Source organism: Marinovum sp. PR37 (genome assembly GCF_028807375.1).
In the GTDB taxonomy this organism is placed as follows: Bacteria; Pseudomonadota; Alphaproteobacteria; order Rhodobacterales; family Rhodobacteraceae; genus Marinovum; species Marinovum algicola.
The window spans coordinates 303579-324646 of the sequence record NZ_JARAML010000001.1 but is presented as its reverse complement, the minus strand read 5'-3'; the positions used below and the strand labels follow the sequence as shown (position 1 = coordinate 324646).

The window sequence follows — 21068 nt, the reverse complement described above, 5'->3', positions numbered from 1 at the left end:
CGGCTCAGTTCCAGCGCAGCGAGGCAAGGTAGGTCAGCAGCCCGGCCAGCACCCCGCCCACCGCCAGGGTCAGGATCACGTCGAGCGTGAAGACCTGCGCGCCGAAATCGACGCCGATCTGAAACACCGCCGCAATCGCCTCGATCGGCCCGTCATAGCGGTGCCGCATGGCCAGCCGGGTCATTTCATTGGCCGACTGCGCGAACAGTGCCACGAAGGTGAGGATCGCCGCGCCGGTCAGGCCAAAGCTGATCGCATCGGCCAGCCGCGTCGTCGACAAGGGCCCGGTATAGAACCAGCCGGTGAGAAAGCCGATTGCCATGTTGAGCGGCAGGAATATCCCGAAATCCGTCGCCTCGGGCATCACGTCCATGACCATCTTGGACACGACATAGGCCAGAACCGAGAGCACGATCGCGGCAACGAGCTTGGGGATGGTGGGCATCAGGCGGCGGGCCTCCGAACGGTGATCTGCGTTACGTCGCAGTTACCGCTGTGAAAGGTCGCCGCGCAAGAGGTGAGATAGAAGTTCCACATCCGCCGGAACCTCTGGTCAAAGCCCAGCCGGGCCACCTCGTCCCAGCGGGCATTGAAGGTTTCGTGCCAGCGGCGCAGGGTCTGGCTGTAGCTCTCGCCGAATTCGACCGAGCGCAGCACCCCCAGACCCGCCTGCTCGATCTCGTCCAGCAGCGCCTTGCGCGAAGGCAGCATGCCGCCGGGAAAGATGTATTTCTGGATGAAATCGACCCCGCGTCGATAGACCTCCCAGCGCTTGTCCTGCACGGTGATGATCTGAAGCGTCGCCGATTTTCCGGGCCGCAGCCGTTCGCGCACTGTGTCGAAATAGACCGGCCAGTATTTCTCGCCCACCGCCTCGAACATCTCGATGCTGGCGATGCCGTCGTATTGCCCACGCTCGTCGCGATAATCCTGCAACTTGAACTCCACCTGCCCGGCCAACCCCGCCCGCGCGATCCGGTCCCGGGCATAGTTGAACTGTTCCTTGCTGATCGTCAGCCCGGTCACCCGCAGCCCGCGCTCGCGCGCGGCATATTCGGCAAACCCGCCCCAGCCACAGCCGATCTCGAGCACATGATCGCCGGGCTGCACCTCCATCTGATCGACCATCGAGGCATATTTGGCGATCTGCGCGTTTTCCAGGCTTTCCTGACCGGTCTCGAACAGCGCCGAGGAATAGGTCATCGTGTCATCGAGCCAGAGGCCGTAGAATTCATTCCCCAGATCGTAGTGATACGAGATATTCCTGCGCGCCTGCCGCCGCGAATTGCTGTTGAGCCAGAACCGCAGCCGTTCATAGGCGCGCACCAGCGACATGCCGGGAAAGCCGTCATACAGATCGTCATTGTCGGCATGCACCAGATCAAGAAAGGCCATCAGGTCGGGCGTGTCCCACCAGCCATCGAGGTAGGCATCGCAAAACCCCAGATCGCCCTCGCGGATCAGCCGGGCAAAGACATCGGTGTTGTGAATGGCCAGCTCGGCCACCGGCCCGGCGGCCCGGCCCTCGGCACGAAACCGCCGCCCGTCGGGCAGCACGAAATCGAGCCGGCCATGGTTCATCTCGCTGGTGGCCGCGAAGACCTGGCTGAAATACCGCGGCAGGTTGGCCTGCCCATGCGTCGACGTGAGATACATTGCCCACTTCTTCCCTGTTATATGAATAGTTTAGGCGCGATTTTCATCATCTGGCAAGTCGCGGATCAGAAGCCTCTGTTCTCATAGGCGGTCAGCGCCCTTTGCCGGCCTTCGTCGAGCCTGACGACCGGCTCGGGATAGGGATCGTCGGGCGACATGTTCCAGCGCCGGGGGATCGACTCGAAATAGGCCAGCGCGGTCTCCGGCGGATCGTCCTGCCCCTCGGCGATCCAACGGGTCACATAGGCGCGCCGGGGATCGAATTTCTCGCGCTGGGTGACCGGGTTGAAGACCCGGAAATAGGGCGCGGCATCCGGCCCCGACCCCGCCACCCATTGCCAGCCCATGGCATTCGACGCCGGATCCCAATCGGTCAGGCAATCCTCGAACCAGCGCAGCCCCACCTTCCAATGGGTCATCAGGTGCTTGGTCAGGTAGGAGGCGACGATCATCCGCACGCGGTTGTGCATCCGCCCGGTGACATACATCTCGCGCAGCCCGGCATCGACCAGCGGAATGCCGGTGCGCGCCTGTTTCCACGCCTTGATCTCGGCGGCGCGTTCGTCGTCCCGCCAGGGAAAGCCGTCCCATTCCTCGCGCCAGTTGTCCGTCAGAATGCGCGGCATGTTGACCATCAGGTGATAGGCAAACTCGCGCCAGCCCAGTTCGCGCAGAAAGGCCTCGGCGCCCGGCTTGCCCTCGTGACGTGCTCTCTGGCCCGCGTGCCAGCACTGGCGCGGGCTGATCTCGCCATAGGTCAGATATTCCGACAGGCCCGAGGTGGCATCGTCCGCCGGAAAATCGCGCCGGTCCTTGTAGCCGGCGACATCCTCGTCGATGAACCGCGCCAGCCGCGCCTGCGCCGCTGCCTCGCCGGGATCGGTGTAACGGCGCACAACCTCCGCCCCGCACCGCATTGCTTGGCCCAGGTTCCAGTCATTCAGGTTTTCGCTTGTAGTCCATTGACTTGGTGTCGGAATCTTATCCGGCGCTTTAAGATTGGCGCCCACATCGCGGCCTTTGACCGCCTTCCAATAGGGTGAAAACACCTTGTATGGCCCGCCGCTCTTGGTCTCGACCGAGCGCGGATCGGAGATGACATGCCCTTCATGCATTTCAAATTCAATGCCTTGCGCGTCGAACTTATCCTTTAACTTGAAGTCACGACGCTCGATCTCCGGGTGATAGCTCCGGGAACAGAGGATGCGGGTCGCCCCGGTGTCCTGCACCAGGTCGGTCAGAACCTCTGACGATTTTCCCGAACGTAGGATCAGTCTGCTGCCCTTGTCCTCTAACGTGCTGGCCAGCGCCTCGAGGGACAGGCCCAGCCGCCATTTCGGAGCGGCGCCAAGCCTGTCGACGCTGGCGTCTCGGATAAAGATTGGCACCACCGGGCCCCGCTTGCAGGCCGCCGTCAAAGCCGGGTGATCAGAGAGCCGCAGATCGCGGCGGAACCAGAGAAGTGTTGTCACGAATGCCCCCTTTTTCACTGATACGCAGCCCGGCAACCCCCGGATCACACGAGATGTTCTGAGCTGACGCAAAGGTATGGCGAAATCCTTTCCTGCCAAGCCGCGCAGGTCTAGTCTGGCCGCACCGAAGTTTTCGAAAGGTGCCTGTGTGACCTGCGCCCTGATCCTGCCCGCCGCCGGCCGCTCCAGCCGGATGCGCGGCGCCGACAAGCTGCTTGAGGACGTGGGCGGCATGCCCTGCCTGCGCGCCATGGCCCTGCGTGGGCTCAGCGCCGGTCTGTCGGTGATCGTTACCCTGCCCGGCGCCGATCATCCGCGCGCCCAGGCCTTGGCGGAAACCCCGGTGCGGCGCGTTCTGGTGCCAGACGCCGCCGAAGGCATGGCCGCCTCGCTGCGCGCCGCCGTGGCGGCCCTGCCCGAGGGCACTGACGCCGCGCTCGTCCTGCCGCCCGACATGCCCGATATCACCAGCGCCGATCTGCGCGCGCTGGTCCGCGCGGCCGAGGCCGACCCGGAGGCGCTGATATTTCAGGCCACGACCCGGGACGGCGCGCCAGGCCATCCGATCCTGTTTCGCAACGCCTTGTTCGACGCGTTTCACCAGCTCACCGGCGACACCGGCGCGCGGAGCATCCTTCAGGCGCACAAGGCGGCGCGCCGGCTTGTCGCCCTGCCGGGCGACCGCGCCCGGCTCGATCTCGACACGCCCGAGGCCTGGGCGACCTGGCGTCAGCGCAAGACGGCCTAACCGGCAAACAGCACCCGCGCCTGATGCGCCTTGAGCGTGGCGCGGGCGGCAGGATAGACCTGATGCAGGTTGTCGCGCGCAGCCAGCTCCGGGAACAGCGCCAACAGCTCGGCCCGCTGATCGCCGTCAAGCGCGGCCAGGGTCATGTCGCCGGGCTGAAAGCTCTCGGTCCAGATTCCATCGCTCAGCACCACTTCGTGCTGGTCGAAAAGGATGTGGACATAGGTCACCGCCGCTTCGGCCCCGGCCACCTCGACCCCGTCGAGACAGGTCAGATGGGTGGCGGCGACAAGCACCTCTTCCTCGCCAAACCACATCTGCGTCGCGGCATTGCCCACCAACACCCGGTGTTGCGGCGAGACCTTCATGTCGCGGTCGGGCGTCTCGGGGCCAAGCGCGCCACGGCGGATGTGGATCGGCCGCAATGCCGGCGCCCCGGCCAGCTGACTGGCGTCGAGCCGGCGCGCCCCGACCCAGCGGATCATCTGATAGCCATTGTCGCGGGTCAGCACCCGGTCGCCCACGCGCAGCGCCTCGACCGGCACTTCTCCCCTTAACGTCTTGATCAAGGTTCCAGGCGTAAAGCACGGTATATAATCAACATTCTCGATATCCGAGAAGGTCAGGGAACTGCCGTCAAGCCAGGTGACCGTGCCGCTTTCCAGATCGGTCTCGTCATAGGTGATGACGGCCGGGCCGGTGATCACCAGCGTGTCGTTGTCCTCCCCGCCAGACCCGCCATCGACCATGTCGCCGCGGCCGCCGTGGATGATATCGGCACCGTCGCCACCAAGAATGGAATCCGCGCCCTCGCCACCGTCGATCAGATCGTTGTCAGCGCCGCCGTCGATGGTGTCGGCCGCCTCGCCACCGCTGATCGTGTCGTCGCCGGCGTAGCCATGGATCGTGTCGGCGGTGCCGTCGCTGCCATCGGTCTGGTCGCCTTCGGCATCGACGTAATCCACCCCCATGGCATCGCCGGCCGACGTGCCGTCAACGATCCGGTTCGACGGAATACCGATGGCCACCAGGAAATCGAGATCGCCGGCGGTGTCCGGCGCGATGCCTACAAGCGTGATGCTTTCACCGCCCGGAAAGGTCAGCACGGCATTGCCGGTGCCATCGTCGCTCACCACCACGTCGCGGGCAGTGACCGGGGTCACACCGCCATCTGTGGTAAGCCCGCTGACATCCAGCGTGTCATTGGCGCTGAGCGTACCGTCGGCCCCCACACTCGGCGCGGCAAAGCCCTCAACGATGTCCGCGCCACCGAAATCGGCCAGGATCAGCGTGTCATTACCGCCGCCCAGAATGATGTTTTCGATATCGGTAAAGGTGGCGGTCGCGGTGCCGTCGGAAAAACTGCCGTTCTCGGGGTTCACGTCGGTCAGATCGATGCTTAGCCCGGTGGTGGTGCCGCTCAGGTCGAGCGTGTCGCCCGACGTCTCGGCCGAGGCATCGCCATCAATCGTGTCATTGCCGAAATTGTCCTCGATGACAAAGGTATCGTCGTTGTAGCCGCCCCAGATCGAATCGTCGCCGGCCCCGCCATAGAGAACATCCTCGCCAAAGGAGCCGCGCAGGAAATCATTGCCGTCACCGCCGAAAAGAGTGTCATTGCCGGTGTTGCCATAGACGGTGTCGTCACCGGTGCCGCCATATTGCAGATCGTCGCCAGAGCCGCCGTCAAGCGTGTCGGACCCGGCGCCGCCGCGCAGCGTATCGTCGTTCTCATCGCCAAAAAGCGAGTCGTTGCCGCCGCCGCCGTCCAGGCTGTCGTGGCCGGTGCCGGCATACAGCGTATCGCCGCCTTCGCCGCCGTCCAGCGTATCGGCGCCCTGCCCGCCATGCAGAAGATCGTCACCGGCGCCGCCGGAGAGGCTGTCATTGCCAAGGCCGCCCTCCACCGTATCATTGCCGAGCCCGGCAACCACCACGTCATCGCCGGCGCCGGCATCGACGGAATCGGCATTGCTGCCGTCGCTGTGATCCAGCGCATCGATCCGGTCGCCCTCGGGGTCGGCCAGATAGCCGGCATCGATGGTGTCATTGCCGGCGGTGCCCTCGACAACGAAGTTTCGCGCAACATCCAGAGACAGATTGTCGAGCGCGATGCCGGTCAGCGTCTGGGCGCCGGGATCATTGTCGGTCGCGATGGTGAAATCCGAGGCGCTCTCGGTCGGGGTGAAGGTAAAGCTCACTTCCTGCCAATAGGGCGCCGTCACCCCGGTGCTGTCGATTGGTATGCTGAACGTCTGGCTGCCGATGGTCACGTTCAGATTGGTCGCGCCCGGCTGGTTGACCGAGCCGTCGGAGTCGTTGACGTAATAGTCGAAGGTAAAGGTGTAGGTCTTGCCCGCTTCAACCGGCGCGGCCAACGTAGTGGTCAGCCCCTCGTTGTAGCTCTCGTTGGAATACATCGTGATGTAGCCAGTGCCGTCCGCCGCATCGAGATCGGCGGGCATCCAGCTTCCGGCCCATTCAAAACCGCCATCGGTCTGAAGATCGGGCGAGCCTTCGGTGCGGGTCCAGCCTGCCGGGGCCTGATTGCTGCCCGAGGCGGTATTGGTCTCGAAGACACCGTTCGAAATGAGATTTGCCATCGATCAGCCCCCCAAGATCCGGGTGCGGTCTGACGGGCTGGCCTTGGCCCGGCCTTCGGTGATCCGTGGGCGAATTCTTCCCCGGCGGCGCAATTCTTGCATCTGTAACTGGTTACCCCCTTCACTTGCCTCCGGCGCACACCGAAGACCACACGGGATGCGCCGGCGTGCAGGCCCAGATGTGACCGGACTTTGGGTCAGCGATGTGGTGGCTTGCGGGAAAGATCATGGAGCGTTGGCCCGGCGAGGCAAAAGCCAAAGCGGTTCAAACTTTGACGCCGCGGGCGATGTTTCCAAAGTGGAAACACTGTAATCACATGAAAATTTTTGATTAATTCCGGCCGACGTGGACTGGCCCCGCCGCCCGCGCTGACGACAACGCGCGACACGCTCAAAACGCGCCGCTGAAATGTGGCGATTTCGCGGCGAGATCGGCGAAGATGCGGCCAGAGCCGGTCCTGCCGCCCCTGGCCATGATAGACAGGCGCCCCCCGTAAAGAGGGACGCCCGTGCGCTGCATAATCAGAACCTAGCGGACCAGAAGCTTGGCTTCGTGCTTCTTCAGCGACCGGCGGGCGGCCGCGTAGTCTTGCAGGCCTTCGGCGGTCTGAAGCTCGGGGAAGAGCTCGAAGATTTCCGCCTTGGCTCCGGCGCCCATGCTGTCCATGGTCTGATCGCCGGGCTGGAAGCTTTCGGTCCAGACGCCGTTCGACAGAACCACTTCGTGTTGATCGAACATGAAGTGGATGTAGGTGACGCCCAGGGTGCCCACTTCGTCGACGCCATCGAGATCGGTCAGGTGTTTGGCCGCCGCCAGAACCTCGCGTTCCTCGAAGAAGAGCTGCGCCTTCTCGCCGCTCATCAGGATGCGGTGCTGCGGGCTCACCAGAATGTCCTGCTCGGGCAGGTTCGGGCCAAGGCTGCCGGCCTGGATCAGGATCGGGCGCAGATGCGGCGCGCGCGCCAGCTTGTGCCCGGTCAGCTCGGTGGTGCCGATCCAGCGGATTTCCTGCAACCCGTTGTCACGGGTGATGATCCGGTCGCCCTCGCGCAGATCCTCGATCAGACGCTCGCCGGTGGGTGTGGCGATGGTCGTGCCGGGGGTAAAGCAGGGAATGACGTTCTCGATGTCCTCGAAAGTCGAGCTGCCGAGCAGCGCGCCGGTGTCGTCGAAATATTCGACAAAGCCGTCTTCGCGGTCGGCCGTGGTATAGGTCACCGAGAGACTGCCGCCCGCCGGCGCCGAGCCGGTCAGATCGAGCGTGTCATAATCGTTGGGCAGACCGTCCGCGCCGTCGCCGGCCGGGCCGTCGCCGCCATCGACGCTGTCGCCGACGTTCGAGCCGATGATGGTGTCGCGTCCGTCGCCGCCAAGGACGGTATCGGCGCCCGCGCCACCTTCGAGCAGGTCTTCGTCGATCCCGCCATCGATCACGTCGTCGCCTTCACCGCCCAGGAGCGTGTCGTCGTCGTCACCACCGAAGATGGTGTCGTTGCCCATTTCGCCATCGACGAAATCACGATCATTGTCCGGCACCGGATCGGTGGCGTCGGGTTCGTTGCTGAACAGCATCGAACTGGTCTGCGAGCTGGCGTCGATCGAATCGTCGCCGTCATAGCCCAGGATGGTATCCGAACCGTGGCCGCCGATCAGGCTGTCGTCGCCGGTCCAGCCGTCGATGTAATCGTCGTCGATGCCGCCGTCGATGGTGTCGGCGCCGTCGCCGCCATCGATGGTATCGGCATCGTCGCCGGTCGCGATCAGATCGTCGCCCGCGCCGCCCATGACGGAATCGCGGCCGTCGTCGGTGTTGGGATCGGACAGGATGCCACCAATCGGCAGGTTCGGATCGTCGCCTTCATAATCCGAGAAGGTGTCGATCCCGGCGATGATCGTGTCGTTGCCGTCGCCGCCGTCGATGGTGTCGGCGCCCTGAATATCGTTGATGCTGTCGTTGCCGCCGCCGCCGGTCACCAGGTCGTCGTCGATGCCGGGGGTGATGACGTCATCCCCTTCGCCGCCGTCGATGGTGTCGCGGTCATCGCCGGTCGAGATGGTGTCGTCGCCCGCGCCGCCCGACACGCTGTCGCGGTCGTTCTCCGGGTCGTCGTCGACCGGCACGCCGGGAAAGGTCGGCACGTCGATCGCCTCGTCATTGGCGTCGGACATCAGCTCGTCATTGCCGGCGCCGCCGTTGAGCGTGTCGCTGCCGTCGCCCGCGCGCACGGTATCATGGCCATCCCCGGCATCGACGGAATCGTCGCCATCGCCGGCGAGGACGGAATCGTTGCCCTCGTAGGCTTCGATGATGTCGTCTTCGGCATCGGCCGGATCGGTCGAGAAGATATTGTCGCTGAAATCGACGCGGTCGCCCTCGGGATCGCCGGTATACCCCGCGTCGATGGTATCGTCGCCGGAGGTGCCTTCGACAATGCCGTCGAGACCGCTCGAGGGGCCGCCGTCATTGCCGCTTTGCTGCGTGGTGGGCGGGGTGTTGTTGTTGTTCTCTGATACGGGCACGTTAGGAACGCCTCCCTTCGTCAATGCTGTTGAAATATGTTTCGATCTGCATCATCGCTTCGCGGATGCCAAAAACGATCCGCCAAGACGGCGGTTGAAGGTCACCACTAGTCTTTCTGGTCTCAGGCATCGCGCCCCCTTTACCTTTTAACGCTCGGATCACCGTGCAGACTGAAAACGCCCGGATCACGCGCCGCTCTTGAAAGTGCCATACGAACTGGGATGCAGACAGGATCTCGGGTCCGGCAAAATCCGCCGGATGCCTTCGGATGCAGTGCAATCGCACCCGTCCAACTGATCGTGTCCGTCATCAGAAGTATGACTGTTTAGCGGCCGCCCCCGTGGCCAGCAGTTACCCCCCAGTGGGCAGGATTGAGAGTATGGCGAGGCGTTGCTCAAACAAAGCAGAAATTGTTCGGAAAACAGACCGTCTCTTGCGGGGAAACGGGTTGAGCCGGGCCCGCGGCACCTGTCGTTTCGCCACGTCCGGTCAGAGCGTTCCTGCAAATTTCCCCATATTTTTAGGGAAATTAATGAATTGTTAACCGGTACGCTGCTGCGGGCCTGGCTTCGTCCGGGATGGTTTTTCCGGCCCGGAGCCCCCCGCATTTTCCCATGGCGCCACGAAAATTGTGCAATAACAACGCCGAGGATTGTTGGCGTTCTGTCGCCAATGGCCTGTTTTCCGGGGGACTGATTACAACTGAACGATGAGCCGAATAGCTCGAATTGATTCGAAATATCGGCGGGTTAAGCTCCGAATGGCTGTTTGGTGCCGTCACGGCAGGTAAAATGATACTGCTTTTCGCGCCAATTGCGCTGCCTTTCTCCGCCGAATTCCGCGCTTTCGACCCTAGCGAAAGTCGTCGTTCCTGTCGCCGGACATTCCGCAGTGCTGACCTGTGCATAGGGATAGGCCGCAATCGCCGGCCGCGTCCATTGCCAATCGGGTCACGGCCGGAACGACCGTGGCGGTCGGCCGTATTGCGCCACGAAGGCCCGCGTCATTGCCGCCGCGCCGGCATAGCCGCAGCGCAAGGCGATCTCGGTGATGGAATAATCCGATTGTTCCGCATACCGCCGCGCCGCCGCCAGCCGCAGCCATTTGTAGACCGCTTTCGGCGCCGCCCCCAGATCGGCCTGAAACGCCCGTGTCAGGGTGCGCTGCGTGGTCTGCAAGCGCGCCGCTAGGGTGGCAATCGGCAGCGGCGTCTCGAGCGCGCCGGACATCAGGGTGATCGCCTGTTCCACCAGCGGCGAGGCAGGGCCGCGAAACATCCGGTCGACCGGCGGCTCAGCGGTGCGATGCAGGAAAAACGCCGAGACCTCGAGCCCCAGCGCTTCGCCATGGGCGGCGCGGATCATCGCCAGCACCGTGTCGAAGGCCGCCATCGCCCCGCCCGACGTGGTGCGGTTGCCGCAGGTCACCACCCGGTCAGAGACCGTCTCGATCGTGTCGAACCGTTCGGAAAACGCCGTCATCTCGGCCCAGTGGATTGTCGCCCGCGCGCCATCGAGCAGCCCGGCCTGGGCCAGAAGCCAGGCGCCGGTGTCCATCCCCACCACATGGCCGAACCGGTGCGCCGCGGATTTCAACGCGGCCGCCGCCGCCGGGGTGGCGTGGTGGCGCACGTCGTAGCTGGACAGAACCACCAGGTGATCTCCGCCGGGATGGTCGCGCAGCGGCCCATGCGGCAGCACCGGCAATCCGCTCGAGGATTCCACCGTCTCGCCGTCGAGCGTGACGAAGCGCCAGCGATAGGCCTCGCGCATCAGGATTTCATTGGCGGCGCGCAGCGGCTCGACCGCATTGGCCAGACAGAGGTTGGAGAACCTCGGAAAGAGGAGAACCGCCACCTCCTGCGGCGCGACGGCCGGATTTGTCCAGTTTCGCATGTTTTCTGTCTAGAAGCGCATCCTGCCGGGCGTCAAGCCAGATAGCTCTGGGGCAACGCAGCACCGGGAGAGCGCCATGCAGTTCGGACTGACCGCGGAACAGGAGATGATCGTCTCCACCGTCCGCAGCTTTGTCGAGAAAGAGATCTATCCGCATGAGGCCGAGGTCGAGCGCAGCGGACAGGTGCCGCCGGAGCTTGCCGCCGAGATCAAGCGCAAGTGCCGCGCGCTCGGGTTCTATGCCTGCAATTTCCCCGAAGAGGTTGGCGGCGCCGGGCTGAGCCAGCTGGATTTCACCCTGGTCGAGCGCGAACTGGGGCGCGGCTCGATGGCGCTGACGCATTTCTTTGGCCGGCCGCAGAACATCCTGATGGCCTGCGACAGTGCCCAGCGCGAACGCTACCTGCTTCCGGCGGTACGCGGCGAGAAAATGGATGCCCTTGCGATGACCGAGCCCGACGCCGGGTCGGACGTGCGGGGGATGAAATGCACCGCGGTGCGCGAGGGCGGCGACTGGCTGGTAAACGGCTCCAAGCATTTCATCTCGGGCGCCGAACACGCGGATTTCTTTATCGTTTTCGTGGCCACCGGCGAGGACGAGACGCCGAAGGGGCCCAAGAAGCGGATCACCACCTTCCTCGTCGATCGCGGCACGCCGGGGTTCGAGGTGCGCGAGGGCTATGCCTCGGTCAGCCATCGCGGCTATCGCAACTCCATTCTGGATTTCGACAATTGCCGCCTGCCCGACGCCCAGGTTCTGGGCGCGGTCGACGGCGGCTTCGAGGTGATGAACACCTGGCTCTACGCCACCCGGTTGACGGTGGCGGCCTTTTGCGTCGGCCGGGCGCGGCGCTGTTTCGATCTGGCGCTGACCCAGGCCGCCGAGCGCCGGCAATTCGGCCAGCCGATCGGCAGGTTTCAGGGCGTGGGCTTCCAGATCGCCGACATGGTGACCGAGATCGACGCCGCCGACTGGCTGACCCTGGCGGCGGCCTGGCGGCTCGATCAGGGCTTGCCAGCAAACCGCGAGATCGCCTCGGCCAAGCTCTACGCCTCGGAAATGCTGGCACGGGTGACCGACAGCAGCTTGCAGATTTTCGGCGGCATGGGGCTGATGGACGACTTTCCCATCGAGCGGTTCTGGCGGGATGCGCGGGTGGAGCGGATCTGGGACGGAACCTCGGAAATCCAGCGGCACATCATCAGCCGCGATCTGCTTCGGCCCTTGGGGGCGTGATGGCCGGGCGTGATACATGCTGGGATCAGGGCGGCTCCTCGGGGCTCGAGCGGCTGTTGCGGCCGCGTTCGATCGCGGTGATCGGCGGCGGAAGCTGGTGCAGGAATGTCATCGAGCAATGCCGCAAGATCGGGTTTGGCGGCGAGATCTGGCCGGTGCATCCGACACGCGCGACGGTTGGCGGGGTGGCGTGCTTTCCGGATGTCGGCGCCCTGCCCGGCGTGCCGGATGCGGCCTTTGTCGGGGTCAACCGAGAAGCGACCGTCGCGGTGGTGCGGGCGCTGGCGGCGCGGGGCGCGGGCGGCGCGGTCTGTTTCGCCTCGGGCTTTCGCGAGGCCCGGGGGGAGACCGCGGATGGCGCCCGGTTGCAGGCGGCCTTGCTGGAGGCGGCGGGCGGCATGACGCTGCTCGGGCCGAATTGTTACGGCTTTCTCAATTACCTCGACGGCGCGGCGCTCTGGCCCGATCAGCATGGCGGCCTGCCGGTGGCGCGCGGCGTGGCGATTGTCACCCAATCGTCGAACATCGCCATCAACCTGACCATGCAGGCGCGCGGGCTGCCGCTGGCCTATGTGGTGACCGTCGGCAACCAGGCGCAGACCGGCCTGTCGGACGTGTCACAGACGCTGTTGCGCGACCCGAGGGTGACGGCGCTGGGGCTGCATATCGAAGGGATCGACGATCTGCGGGCCTTCGAGGCGATGGCGGCCGAGGCGCAGGCGCTGGGCAAACCGGTGGTGGCGCTCAAGATCGGTCGATCCGATCAGGCGCGCGCGGCCACGGTAACTCATACCGCGTCGCTGGCCGGCAGCGACGCCGGCGCGCGGGCGCTGTTGCACCGGCTGGGGATCGGCCAGGTGGCTTCCCTGCCGGTCCTGCTCGAAACGCTCAAGCTCCTGCATGTGACCGGGCCGCTGACCTCCAACCGCATCGCCTCGATGTCCTGTTCCGGCGGCGAAGCCAGCCTGATGGCGGATATGGCGGAAGGCTCCGGGCTGGTCTTTCCGCCGCTCGACGCCACCCGGCGGGCGGCCTTGCGGCGCGTGCTCGGGCCCAGGGTGGCGCTGGCCAACCCGTTGGATTACCACACCTATATCTGGGGCGACATCCCGGCGATGACCACGGTGTTCAGCGCGATGACGGGCGGCGATCTGGCACTGGGCTGCGTGGTGCTGGATCTTCCCCGCGCCGATCGCTGCGACCCGGGTGCCTGGACGCCGGTGATCACCGCGATGGAACGCGCCCGGGATGCGACCGGCACCCCCCTGGCGCTGGTCAGTTCCCTGCCCGAGACCTTGCCGGAAGAGGTTGCTTTGCGGTTGATGGACAACGGCATCCTTTCTTTCGGCGGCATGGCCGAGGCCATCGCCGCCCTTTCCGCCGCCGCCCGGATGCGCCCGGCCGAGGGCGCGCCGCTGCTGGTGCCGCCGGTCGCGCCGCAGGGCCGGACTTTGAGCGAGGCCGAGGCCAAGGCGGCCCTGGCCGCCGACGGGCTGCGCATCCCGGCTTCGGCGCCGGCCGCAACCCCCGAGAGCGCCGCCACCGCAGCGGCGCGCATCGGATGCCCGGTGGTGCTCAAGGGCTGCGGCATCGCGCACAAGACCGAGGCCGGGGCGGTGGTGCTGGGGCTGGCCACGCCCGACGCCGTGGCCCGGGCGGCGGCGGACATGCCGGGGCCGAGCTTTCTGGTCGAGGAGATGGTGACCGACGGCCTCGCCGAAGTGCTGATCGGCGTCGTCGCCGATCCGGCGCATGGCTATGTCCTCACCCTGGCGGCGGGTGGTACGCTGACCGAAATCCTCGAGGATCGGGTCTCGCTGCTGGTGCCTGCCAGCCGCGCGGAATTGCGCCAGGCGCTCTCGCAACTCAGGATCGCGGTGCTGCTCCAAGGCTATCGCGGGCGCCCCGCCGCCGACATCGACGCCCTGCTTGACGCGGTGATGGCGGTGCAGGCCCATGTAGCCAGAACCTTGCCGCAGGAACTTGAAATCAACCCGCTGATCTGCACCGCCACCGGCGCGGTGGCGGCGGACGCATTGATCCGAACCGGAGAGGAATGATGACCGAAAGCCCGATCAAGACCCACCGCCGCGGCCATGTGCTGGAAGTGACGCTGGACCGGCCCAAGGCCAATGCCATCGATCTGGCCACCAGCCGGATCATGGGCGATGTCTTTACCGCGTTTCGCGACGATCCCGATCTGCGGGTGGCGCTGCTGACCGCGGCCGGCGAAAAGTTCTTTTGCCCCGGATGGGATCTCAAGGCCGCCGCCGAAGGCGACGCGGTGGACGGCGACTATGGGGTCGGCGGCTTTGGCGGCTTGCAGGAGCTGCGCGGGTTGAACAAGCCGGTGATTGCCGCGGTCAACGGCATCTGCTGTGGTGGCGGTCTGGAACTGGCGCTGTCGGCCGATATCATCCTCGCCGCCGATCACGCCAGCTTTGCCCTGCCCGAGATCCGTTCGGGCACCGTCGCCGATGCCGCCTCGGTCAAGCTGCCCAAGCGCATTCCCTATCACATTGCGATGGAAATGCTGCTGACCGGCCGCTGGCTCGACACCGCAGAGGCGGCGCGCTGGGGGCTGATCAACCACGTCTATCCGGCCGGCGAACTGATGGCAGAAGCCCGCAAGCTGGCCGATCTGCTGGCCGCCGGGCCGCCACTGGTCCAGGCGGCGATCAAGGAAGTGGTGCGCGAGGCCGAGGGCATGAAATTCCAGGATGCGATGAACCGCATCACCAAGAGCCAGTTCGCCACGGTCGAGCGGCTCTATCGCTCCGAGGACCAGAAGGAAGGCGCCCGCGCCTTTGCCGAAAAACGCGATCCCGTTTGGAAGGGGAAATAGATGCCATTGAACATGAATCGCAACGTCTTCATCACCTGCGCGGTGACCGGATCGGGCGGCACGCAGGACAGAAGCCCGCATGTGCCGCGCAGCCCGGCCGAGATCGCCGAGAGCGCCATTGACGCCGCCAAGGCCGGCGCGGCGGTGGTGCATTGCCATGTCCGCGACCCCGAGACCGGCGCGCCCTCGCGCCGTCTGGAGCTCTACCGCGAAGTGACCGAACGCATCCGCGCCGCCGAAGTCGACGTGGTGCTGAACCTGACGGCGGGCATGGGCGGCGACATGGTCTTTGGCCCGCCCGAGGCGCCGCTGCCGCTGAACGAGACCGGCACCGACATGATCGGCGCGGGTGAACGCATGGCGCATGTCCGCGCCTGCCTGCCCGAGATCTGCACGCTCGATTGCGGTACGATGAACTTTGCCGAGGCCGACTACGTGATGACCAACACGCCCGGCATGCTGCGCGCCATGGGCGGGATGATGACTGACCTGGGGGTGAAGCCCGAGATCGAGGCTTTCGACACCGGCCATCTCTGGTTTGCCAAGGAGCTGGTGCGAGAGGGCACCCTGGCACCGCAGGCGCTGGTGCAGCTCTGCATGGGGGTGCCCTGGGGCGCGCCCAATGATCTCAACACCCTGATGGCGATGGTCAACAACATCCCCGAGGATTGGACCTGGTCGGCGTTTTCGCTGGGCCGCGATCAGATGCCCTATGCCGCCGCCGCGGTACTGGCCGGCGGCAATGTGCGCGTCGGGCTGGAGGACAACCTCTTTCTCGACAAGGGCGTGCTGGCCACCAACGCGCAGCTGGTCGACCGCGCGGTGACGATTGTCGAGAACATGGGGGCAAAGGTGATCGGCCCGGCAGAGGTCCGCGACAGGCTGGGGCTGGTGAAACGCGCGCCGCAAGGAGGTGCCGCATGACCCGCAAGGCAGCGATCATCGGCGGCGGCGTCATCGGCGGCGGCTGGGCCGCGCGCTTTCTGCTCAATGGCTGGGACGTGGCGGTCTTCGACCCCGACCCCGAGGCGCGGCGCAAGATCGACGAGGTGCTGGCCAACGCCCGCCGGGCCCTGCCCGCGCTTTATGACAAGGCGCTGCCACCCGAGGGAAATCTGAGCTATCACTCGGATTTGCACGCGGCCGTGGCCGGCGCGCTCTGGGTGCAGGAGAGCGTGCCCGAACGGCTCGACCTCAAGCACCGGGTGCATGACGCAATCACCCGGGCCGCCGATGCCGAGGCGGTGATCGGCTCGTCGACCTCGGGCTTCCGCCCCTCGCAGCTGACCGCCGAGGGCGCGCGGGTGATCGTCGCCCATCCGTTCAACCCGGTCTACCTGCTGCCCCTGGTCGAACTGGTGGGCGAGGCCGGGCATTGCGCGCGGGCGGCAGAGATGCTGCACGAGATCGGAATGTCTCCCCTGACGCTGCGCAAGGAGATCGACGCCCATATAGCCGACCGGCTGCTCGAGGCGGTCTGGCGCGAGAGCCTCTGGCTGGTCAAGGACGGCATCGCCACCACCGAAGAGATCGACGAGGCGATCCGCATGGGCTTCGGGTTGCGCTGGGCGCAGATGGGGCTGTTCGAGACCTATCGCATCGCCGGCGGCGAGGCCGGGATGAAGCATTTCCTGGCCCAGTTCGGCCCGGCGCTGCAATGGCCCTGGACCAAGCTGATGGATGTGCCCGAGTTCACGCCCGAGCTGGTCGACCTGATCGCCGGGCAATCAGAGGCGCAATCCGGGCATCTCTCGATCCGCGATCTCGAGCGGCTGCGCGACGACAACCTTGTCGGCATGATGCGGGCTCTGCGCAAGTCCGGCAGCGGCGCCGGCGGCACGATCACCGCGCATGAGGCGGCCTTGCCCGATGCCGCGTCCGCCGACCTGCCGGTGACGGTGGACCGGGTGATCCCGCAGAGCTGGACCGACTACAACGGCCACATGAACGAGGCGCATTATGTCGAGGTCTCCTGTCAGGCCACCGACCGTTTCATGGAGATGATCGGCGCCGATGCCGCCTATGTGGCGGCGGGCGGCAGCTATTTCACGGTCGAGAACCACGTCCGCTACCTGGCCGAAATGCGCGCCGGCGGGCGGGTGACGGTGACGACCCAGGTGCTCGCGGGTGCCGGCAAAAAGATGCATCTGTTCCACCGTCTGCTGATGGCGGACGGCACATTGGCCGCCACGGTCGAAACGCTGCTCCTGCATGTCGACATGGCCACCCGCCGCAGCGCGCCGCCGTCGACGGAGGTCGCCGGAGCGCTCGGCCGCTTTGCCGAGGCCCATGCCGGCCTGCCGAAGCCGAAGGGGGTCGGGCTTGCGGTGGGTCACCGGGGCTGAGCCACGCGCGGCCCCGAGGCCGGGCGTTCGTGCTGGCCAGGAGGTCCCGGATCGGGGTCTGGGACGCGGGGACAGGCCGCCGCCCGCCGATTCTCTCGCGCGTCCCGGCCGCCGCGCCGGGGCCTCACCCTGCCCCGCGCCCCCGCCTGCGCCGCAAAACCCGCACAGATCGCCCCGCCCCGACTTCCCGCTTGTTCCTCTTGAATAATCTCTGCCGAAAGATACGGTGGCAGGCATAAATCAAACGGGAGGAACAATAACATGAAACTTGCCAGATACTTTGCCATTGCCACACTGGTCGCCGCCACCCCGGCGCTGTCGCAGATGCAGCTCTCGATCGCCACCGGCGGCACCGGCGGCGTCTATTACCCGATGGGCGGCGGCTTGGCCGAGGTGATCAACAATCACGTCGACGGCTACAGCGCGACCGCCGAGGTCACCGGCGCCTCGGTCGAGAATATGGGGCTGATCGCGACCGGCGACGCCGATTTCGCCATCGGCCTCGCCGACACCGTGCAGCAGGCCTATACCGGCACCGGCCGTTTCGAGGGCCAGCAGCTGCCGATGATCCGCGCCGTGGGCTCGCTTTATGCCAATATGGTGCAGATCGTGACCCTGGCCGACAGCGGCATTGAGGGGCTCGACGATCTCAAGGGCAAGCGCGTCTCGGTCGGTGCACCGGGCTCGGGCACCGAGGTCAACGCCCGCACCCTGCTCGAGGCCAATGGCATCAGCTTCGATGATTTCGACGCCCAGCGGCTGAACTTCAACGAGACCGCCGATGCGCTCAACAACGGCGATATCGACGCCGGCTTCTGGAGCGTCGGCGCGCCGACCTCGTCGATCCTCAACCTTGCCACCACCAACTCGATCCGCATGATCGGCCTGAATGACGAACAGCTCGCGGCGGCCGATGCAGCCGACGAGACCTTTGCCCCGCTGAAGCTCGCGGGCGGCGTCTATCAGGGCGTCGATGATGAAGTGTCCACCGTGGGCGTGCCCAACGTGCTGGTGGTGTCGTCCGAGATGGACGCGGACACCGTCTATCAGATTACCAAGGCGATGTACGAGAACATTGCCGACATGCAGGCGGTGCACCCGGCGGCGAACGAGACCACGATCGAATTCTCGATGAACGCCACCCCGGTGCCGCTGCACCCCGGTGCGCTGCGCTATTTCGAGGAAGCCGGCGCCACCGTTCCCGACCATCTGCGCCCGTGATCGGCGCTTTCGGAAGAGGGCTTGCGGCCCTCTTCCTCACCGTTTCGACCGTCCAGGCCGGCGTTCTGACCGCCACCCTGCCCGACGGCACCGAGATCGGCCGCATTGCCGTCGCCGAGGGCGGTGGATGGTGCGTGCTGTGGAACCATTCGGTGCAGGGCTTTCCGGTGCAGGATTGTTACCAGAACCGCCAGGGCCGCATGGTGCTCACGCGCTCGCACCAGCCCGATTTCGCCGCCGGTCTCGGCCATCTGCCCGGCCGGGGGCGGCAGGTCTCCGACGGCGCCGGCGGCTATTGGATCGAAGACATCGACGAGCCGGTCCCGGGGGATGCCTATGTGCTCCGCCCCGGCCGCGCTGCCGTCAATCACAGGATCGTTGCAGGTAACGCCGAAATCCCGCTTTCGGCCCGCGCCGCGCGCCAGCGGGTCCGGATCGCTCTGCAACCGGGAGACCCCGAATGACCGACACCTATGAAGTCAAGGCGCCCGGCGCCGACCGCCAGCCGCGCTCGGTGCTGATGGCGATCGCCATCGTCGCCATCACCCTGTCGCTGTTCCAGCTCTATGCCGCCGGCATCCAGCCGCTGGGGCTGTTCTTTCAGCGGCCGATCCACCTGGGCTTCATTCTGGTACTCTGTTTCCTGATGTATCCGGTCACCGGCAACCGGCCGCGCGGGCTGGTCGGCTGGGCCATCGACGGGCCGCTGATCGCCTGTGGCGTGCTGGTCGGCTATTGGGTGCCGGCCAATATCGACGCCATCGCCAATGCCATCATCCCGCGGCAGCAGGATGTCGTCGTCGGCGTCATCACCACCCTCGTGGTGCTCGAGGCGGCGCGGCGCGCCATCGGCCTCGGCATGACGATCATCGGCGCCATGTTCATTCTCTACGCCTTTGCCGGGTCGCGCGGCGAACTGCCCTGGCTGGCCGACTGGATGCCCGGCATCCTCAACCACCGGGGCTATACGCTGGACCGGCTGGCCAGCCAGATGACCCTGGGCGCCGAAGGCATCTTCGGCCTGCCGCTGGGCGTGGCCGCCACCTTCATCTTTGTCTTCGTGCTGTTCGGTGCCTTCCTCGAAGTCACCGGCGCCGGCAAGTTCTTCATCGACCTGGCCTATGCCGCCACCGGCCGCCAGCGCGGCGGCCCGGCCAAGGCGGCGGTGATCGCCTCGGCCGGCATGGGGTCGATCTCGGGCTCGGCGATCGCCAATGTGGTGACCACTGGCGCCTTTACCATCCCGTTGATGAAACGCCTCGGCTACCGCCCGGCGCAGGCCGGGGGCATCGAGGCCGCGGCCTCGACCGGCGGCCAGATCATGCCGCCGCTGATGGGCGCCGGCGCCTTCCTGATGAGCGAATTCACCCGCGTGCCGTATATCGAGATCGTGCTGGTCTCGATCTTTCCGGCCGTCCTCTATTTCGGCGCGGTCTATCTGCTGGTGCATATCGCCGCCGTCAAACAGGGCATGAAGGGCATTCCCTCCGCCGATCTGCCCCGGGTCCGTGAGGTGCTGGCCGAGGGCTGGCATTTCCTCTTGCCGCTGGTGGCGCTGGTCTGGCTGCTGGTGGTCGGCTATTCGCCGATGCGCGTCGGCTTTTACGCCATCCTCGCGGTGATCGGCGCCGCGGTGCTGCGCGGGCTGATGCAATATTTCGCCGCCGGCCCGACGCTGGCCGGACTGGTGGCGCTGGCCAGGGCAGGCTTTGCCAAGACGCTCGAAGCGCTGGAGCTGGGCGCGCGCAATGCCGTTGCCGTCTCGATGGCCTGCGCCGTGGCCGGGATCGTCGTCGGCGTCGTCGGCCTGACCGGGCTGGGGCTGAAGTTCTCGGCGATGATGCTGGCCTTTTCCAATGGCAACCTGCTGCTGGCGCTGCTTTTGGTGGTGATCGCCAGCCTGATCCTCGGCATGGGGCTGCCGGTGACCGCGGCCTATATCGTGCTGATCATCCTCGTCGGCCCGGCGCTGACCGAGGAATTCGGCATTCCGCTGCTGATCTCGCATCTGGTGGTCTTCTGGTGGAGCCAGGACAGCAACGTCACGCCACCGGTGGCGCTCGCCGGCTTTGCCGGCGCGGCGATTGCCAATGCCTCGCCGATGGAGACCTCGGTGCAGGCGTGGAAATACGCCAAGGGGCTCTACCTGATCCCGCTCTTCATGGTCTACAACCCGTCGATCATCGAAGGCGGGCCGGTGCCGCTGGTGCTCTGGAACGGCTTTATCGCGATCCTGGCGCTGACCGCCTTTGCCGCCGCGCTCGAGGCCTATCTCTTCGGCCCGATGCCGCATTGGGCACGGCTGCTGGTGGTGCCAGGGATGATCGCGGTATTCTGGCCCAGCCTCCAGATCGAGATCGCGGGCGCCCTGCTGCTCTGCGCGCTGCTGGCGATGAACTGGCTCGGCGCGCGCGACCACAGACAACCGGCACCGGGATGAGGCGGCACATGAAATCCGGCTGATTGATTGCGGTTGCGGGCGTCCCGGCCGATAAAGGCGCCGATACCCAGTTGCCGGAGTGTG

The 21068-nt window shown here is 65.9% G+C and carries 15 protein-coding genes; 9 read left to right on the top strand and 6 right to left on the bottom strand.

The annotated features are described in order from the left end of the window. Window positions 1-4: 4 nt before the first annotated feature. The 3 genes from PVW49_RS01515 to PVW49_RS01505 form a co-directional block, all read right to left on the bottom strand. The gene (locus PVW49_RS01515) at window positions 5-445 is read right to left on the bottom strand and encodes a TrgA family protein (protein WP_048531839.1); all 441 of its coding nucleotides are present in this window, start codon (window positions 443-445) and stop codon (window positions 5-7) included. Beyond that, complete coding sequence (locus tag PVW49_RS01510) at window positions 445-1656, bottom strand: SAM-dependent methyltransferase (protein WP_048531842.1); 1212 nt, start codon at window positions 1654-1656, stop codon at window positions 445-447. The genes PVW49_RS01515 and PVW49_RS01510 overlap by 1 nt, the downstream gene beginning before the upstream one ends. A gap of 65 nt (window positions 1657-1721) precedes the next feature. Further along, on the bottom strand, window positions 1722-3128 hold the full coding sequence (locus tag PVW49_RS01505; RefSeq protein ID WP_274565474.1) for a cryptochrome/photolyase family protein: 1407 nt from the start codon (window positions 3126-3128) through the stop codon (window positions 1722-1724). 148 nt (window positions 3129-3276) lie between these two features. Here PVW49_RS01505 and PVW49_RS01500 point away from each other — a divergent pair, with 148 nt between their 5' ends. Continuing rightward, entirely contained in the window at window positions 3277-3876 is a 600-nt protein-coding gene (locus PVW49_RS01500) for a nucleotidyltransferase family protein (protein WP_274589717.1), read from the top strand. Here PVW49_RS01500 and PVW49_RS01495 read toward each other — a convergent pair. From PVW49_RS01495 to PVW49_RS01485, 3 genes are all read right to left on the bottom strand, one after another. Further along, a complete protein-coding gene (locus PVW49_RS01495; RefSeq protein ID WP_274589716.1) occupies window positions 3873-6479 on the bottom strand; it encodes a Hint domain-containing protein in 2607 nt (868 codons plus the stop codon). The two genes, PVW49_RS01500 and PVW49_RS01495, sit on opposite strands and share 4 nt — an antisense overlap. 529 nt (window positions 6480-7008) lie before the next feature. Then, window positions 7009-9000, bottom strand: coding sequence for a Hint domain-containing protein (locus tag PVW49_RS01490; protein ID WP_274589715.1), 1992 nt, complete (start codon window positions 8998-9000; stop codon window positions 7009-7011). A 951-nt stretch (window positions 9001-9951) separates the two neighbouring features. Beyond that, window positions 9952-10896, bottom strand: a complete 945-nt coding sequence (locus tag PVW49_RS01485) for a GlxA family transcriptional regulator (protein WP_074835687.1) — start codon at window positions 10894-10896, stop codon at window positions 9952-9954. A 76-nt stretch (window positions 10897-10972) separates the two neighbouring features. Between PVW49_RS01485 and PVW49_RS01480 the strand changes: the two genes are divergently transcribed. From PVW49_RS01480 to PVW49_RS01445, 8 genes are all read left to right on the top strand, one after another. Further along, a complete protein-coding gene (locus tag PVW49_RS01480) occupies window positions 10973-12133 on the top strand; it encodes an acyl-CoA dehydrogenase family protein (RefSeq protein WP_074835688.1) in 1161 nt (386 codons plus the stop codon). Beyond that, window positions 12133-14193, top strand: a complete 2061-nt coding sequence (locus PVW49_RS01475) for an acetate--CoA ligase family protein (protein WP_274589714.1) — start codon at window positions 12133-12135, stop codon at window positions 14191-14193. Before PVW49_RS01480 ends, PVW49_RS01475 begins: the two co-directional genes overlap by 1 nt. Next, window positions 14193-14978, top strand: coding sequence for a carnitinyl-CoA dehydratase (locus PVW49_RS01470; protein ID WP_074835691.1), 786 nt, complete (start codon window positions 14193-14195; stop codon window positions 14976-14978). The genes PVW49_RS01475 and PVW49_RS01470 overlap by 1 nt, the downstream gene beginning before the upstream one ends. Next, window positions 14979-15902: a 3-keto-5-aminohexanoate cleavage protein gene (locus PVW49_RS01465; protein WP_274589713.1), complete on the top strand. Its 924-nt coding sequence runs from the start codon at window positions 14979-14981 to the stop codon at window positions 15900-15902. It begins immediately after the preceding gene. Beyond that, window positions 15899-17323, top strand: a complete 1425-nt coding sequence (locus tag PVW49_RS01460) for a carnitine 3-dehydrogenase (RefSeq protein ID WP_074835694.1) — start codon at window positions 15899-15901, stop codon at window positions 17321-17323. Before PVW49_RS01465 ends, PVW49_RS01460 begins: the two co-directional genes overlap by 4 nt. Before the next feature lie 261 nt (window positions 17324-17584). Beyond that, complete coding sequence (locus tag PVW49_RS01455) at window positions 17585-18544, top strand: TAXI family TRAP transporter solute-binding subunit (protein ID WP_074835696.1); 960 nt, start codon at window positions 17585-17587, stop codon at window positions 18542-18544. Then, entirely contained in the window at window positions 18541-19008 is a 468-nt protein-coding gene (locus PVW49_RS01450; protein ID WP_170850516.1) for a DUF1850 domain-containing protein, read from the top strand. Before PVW49_RS01455 ends, PVW49_RS01450 begins: the two co-directional genes overlap by 4 nt. Further along, window positions 19005-20984, top strand: a complete 1980-nt coding sequence (locus PVW49_RS01445) for a TRAP transporter permease (protein ID WP_274565485.1) — start codon at window positions 19005-19007, stop codon at window positions 20982-20984. The genes PVW49_RS01450 and PVW49_RS01445 overlap by 4 nt, the downstream gene beginning before the upstream one ends. Window positions 20985-21068 lie beyond the last annotated feature (84 nt).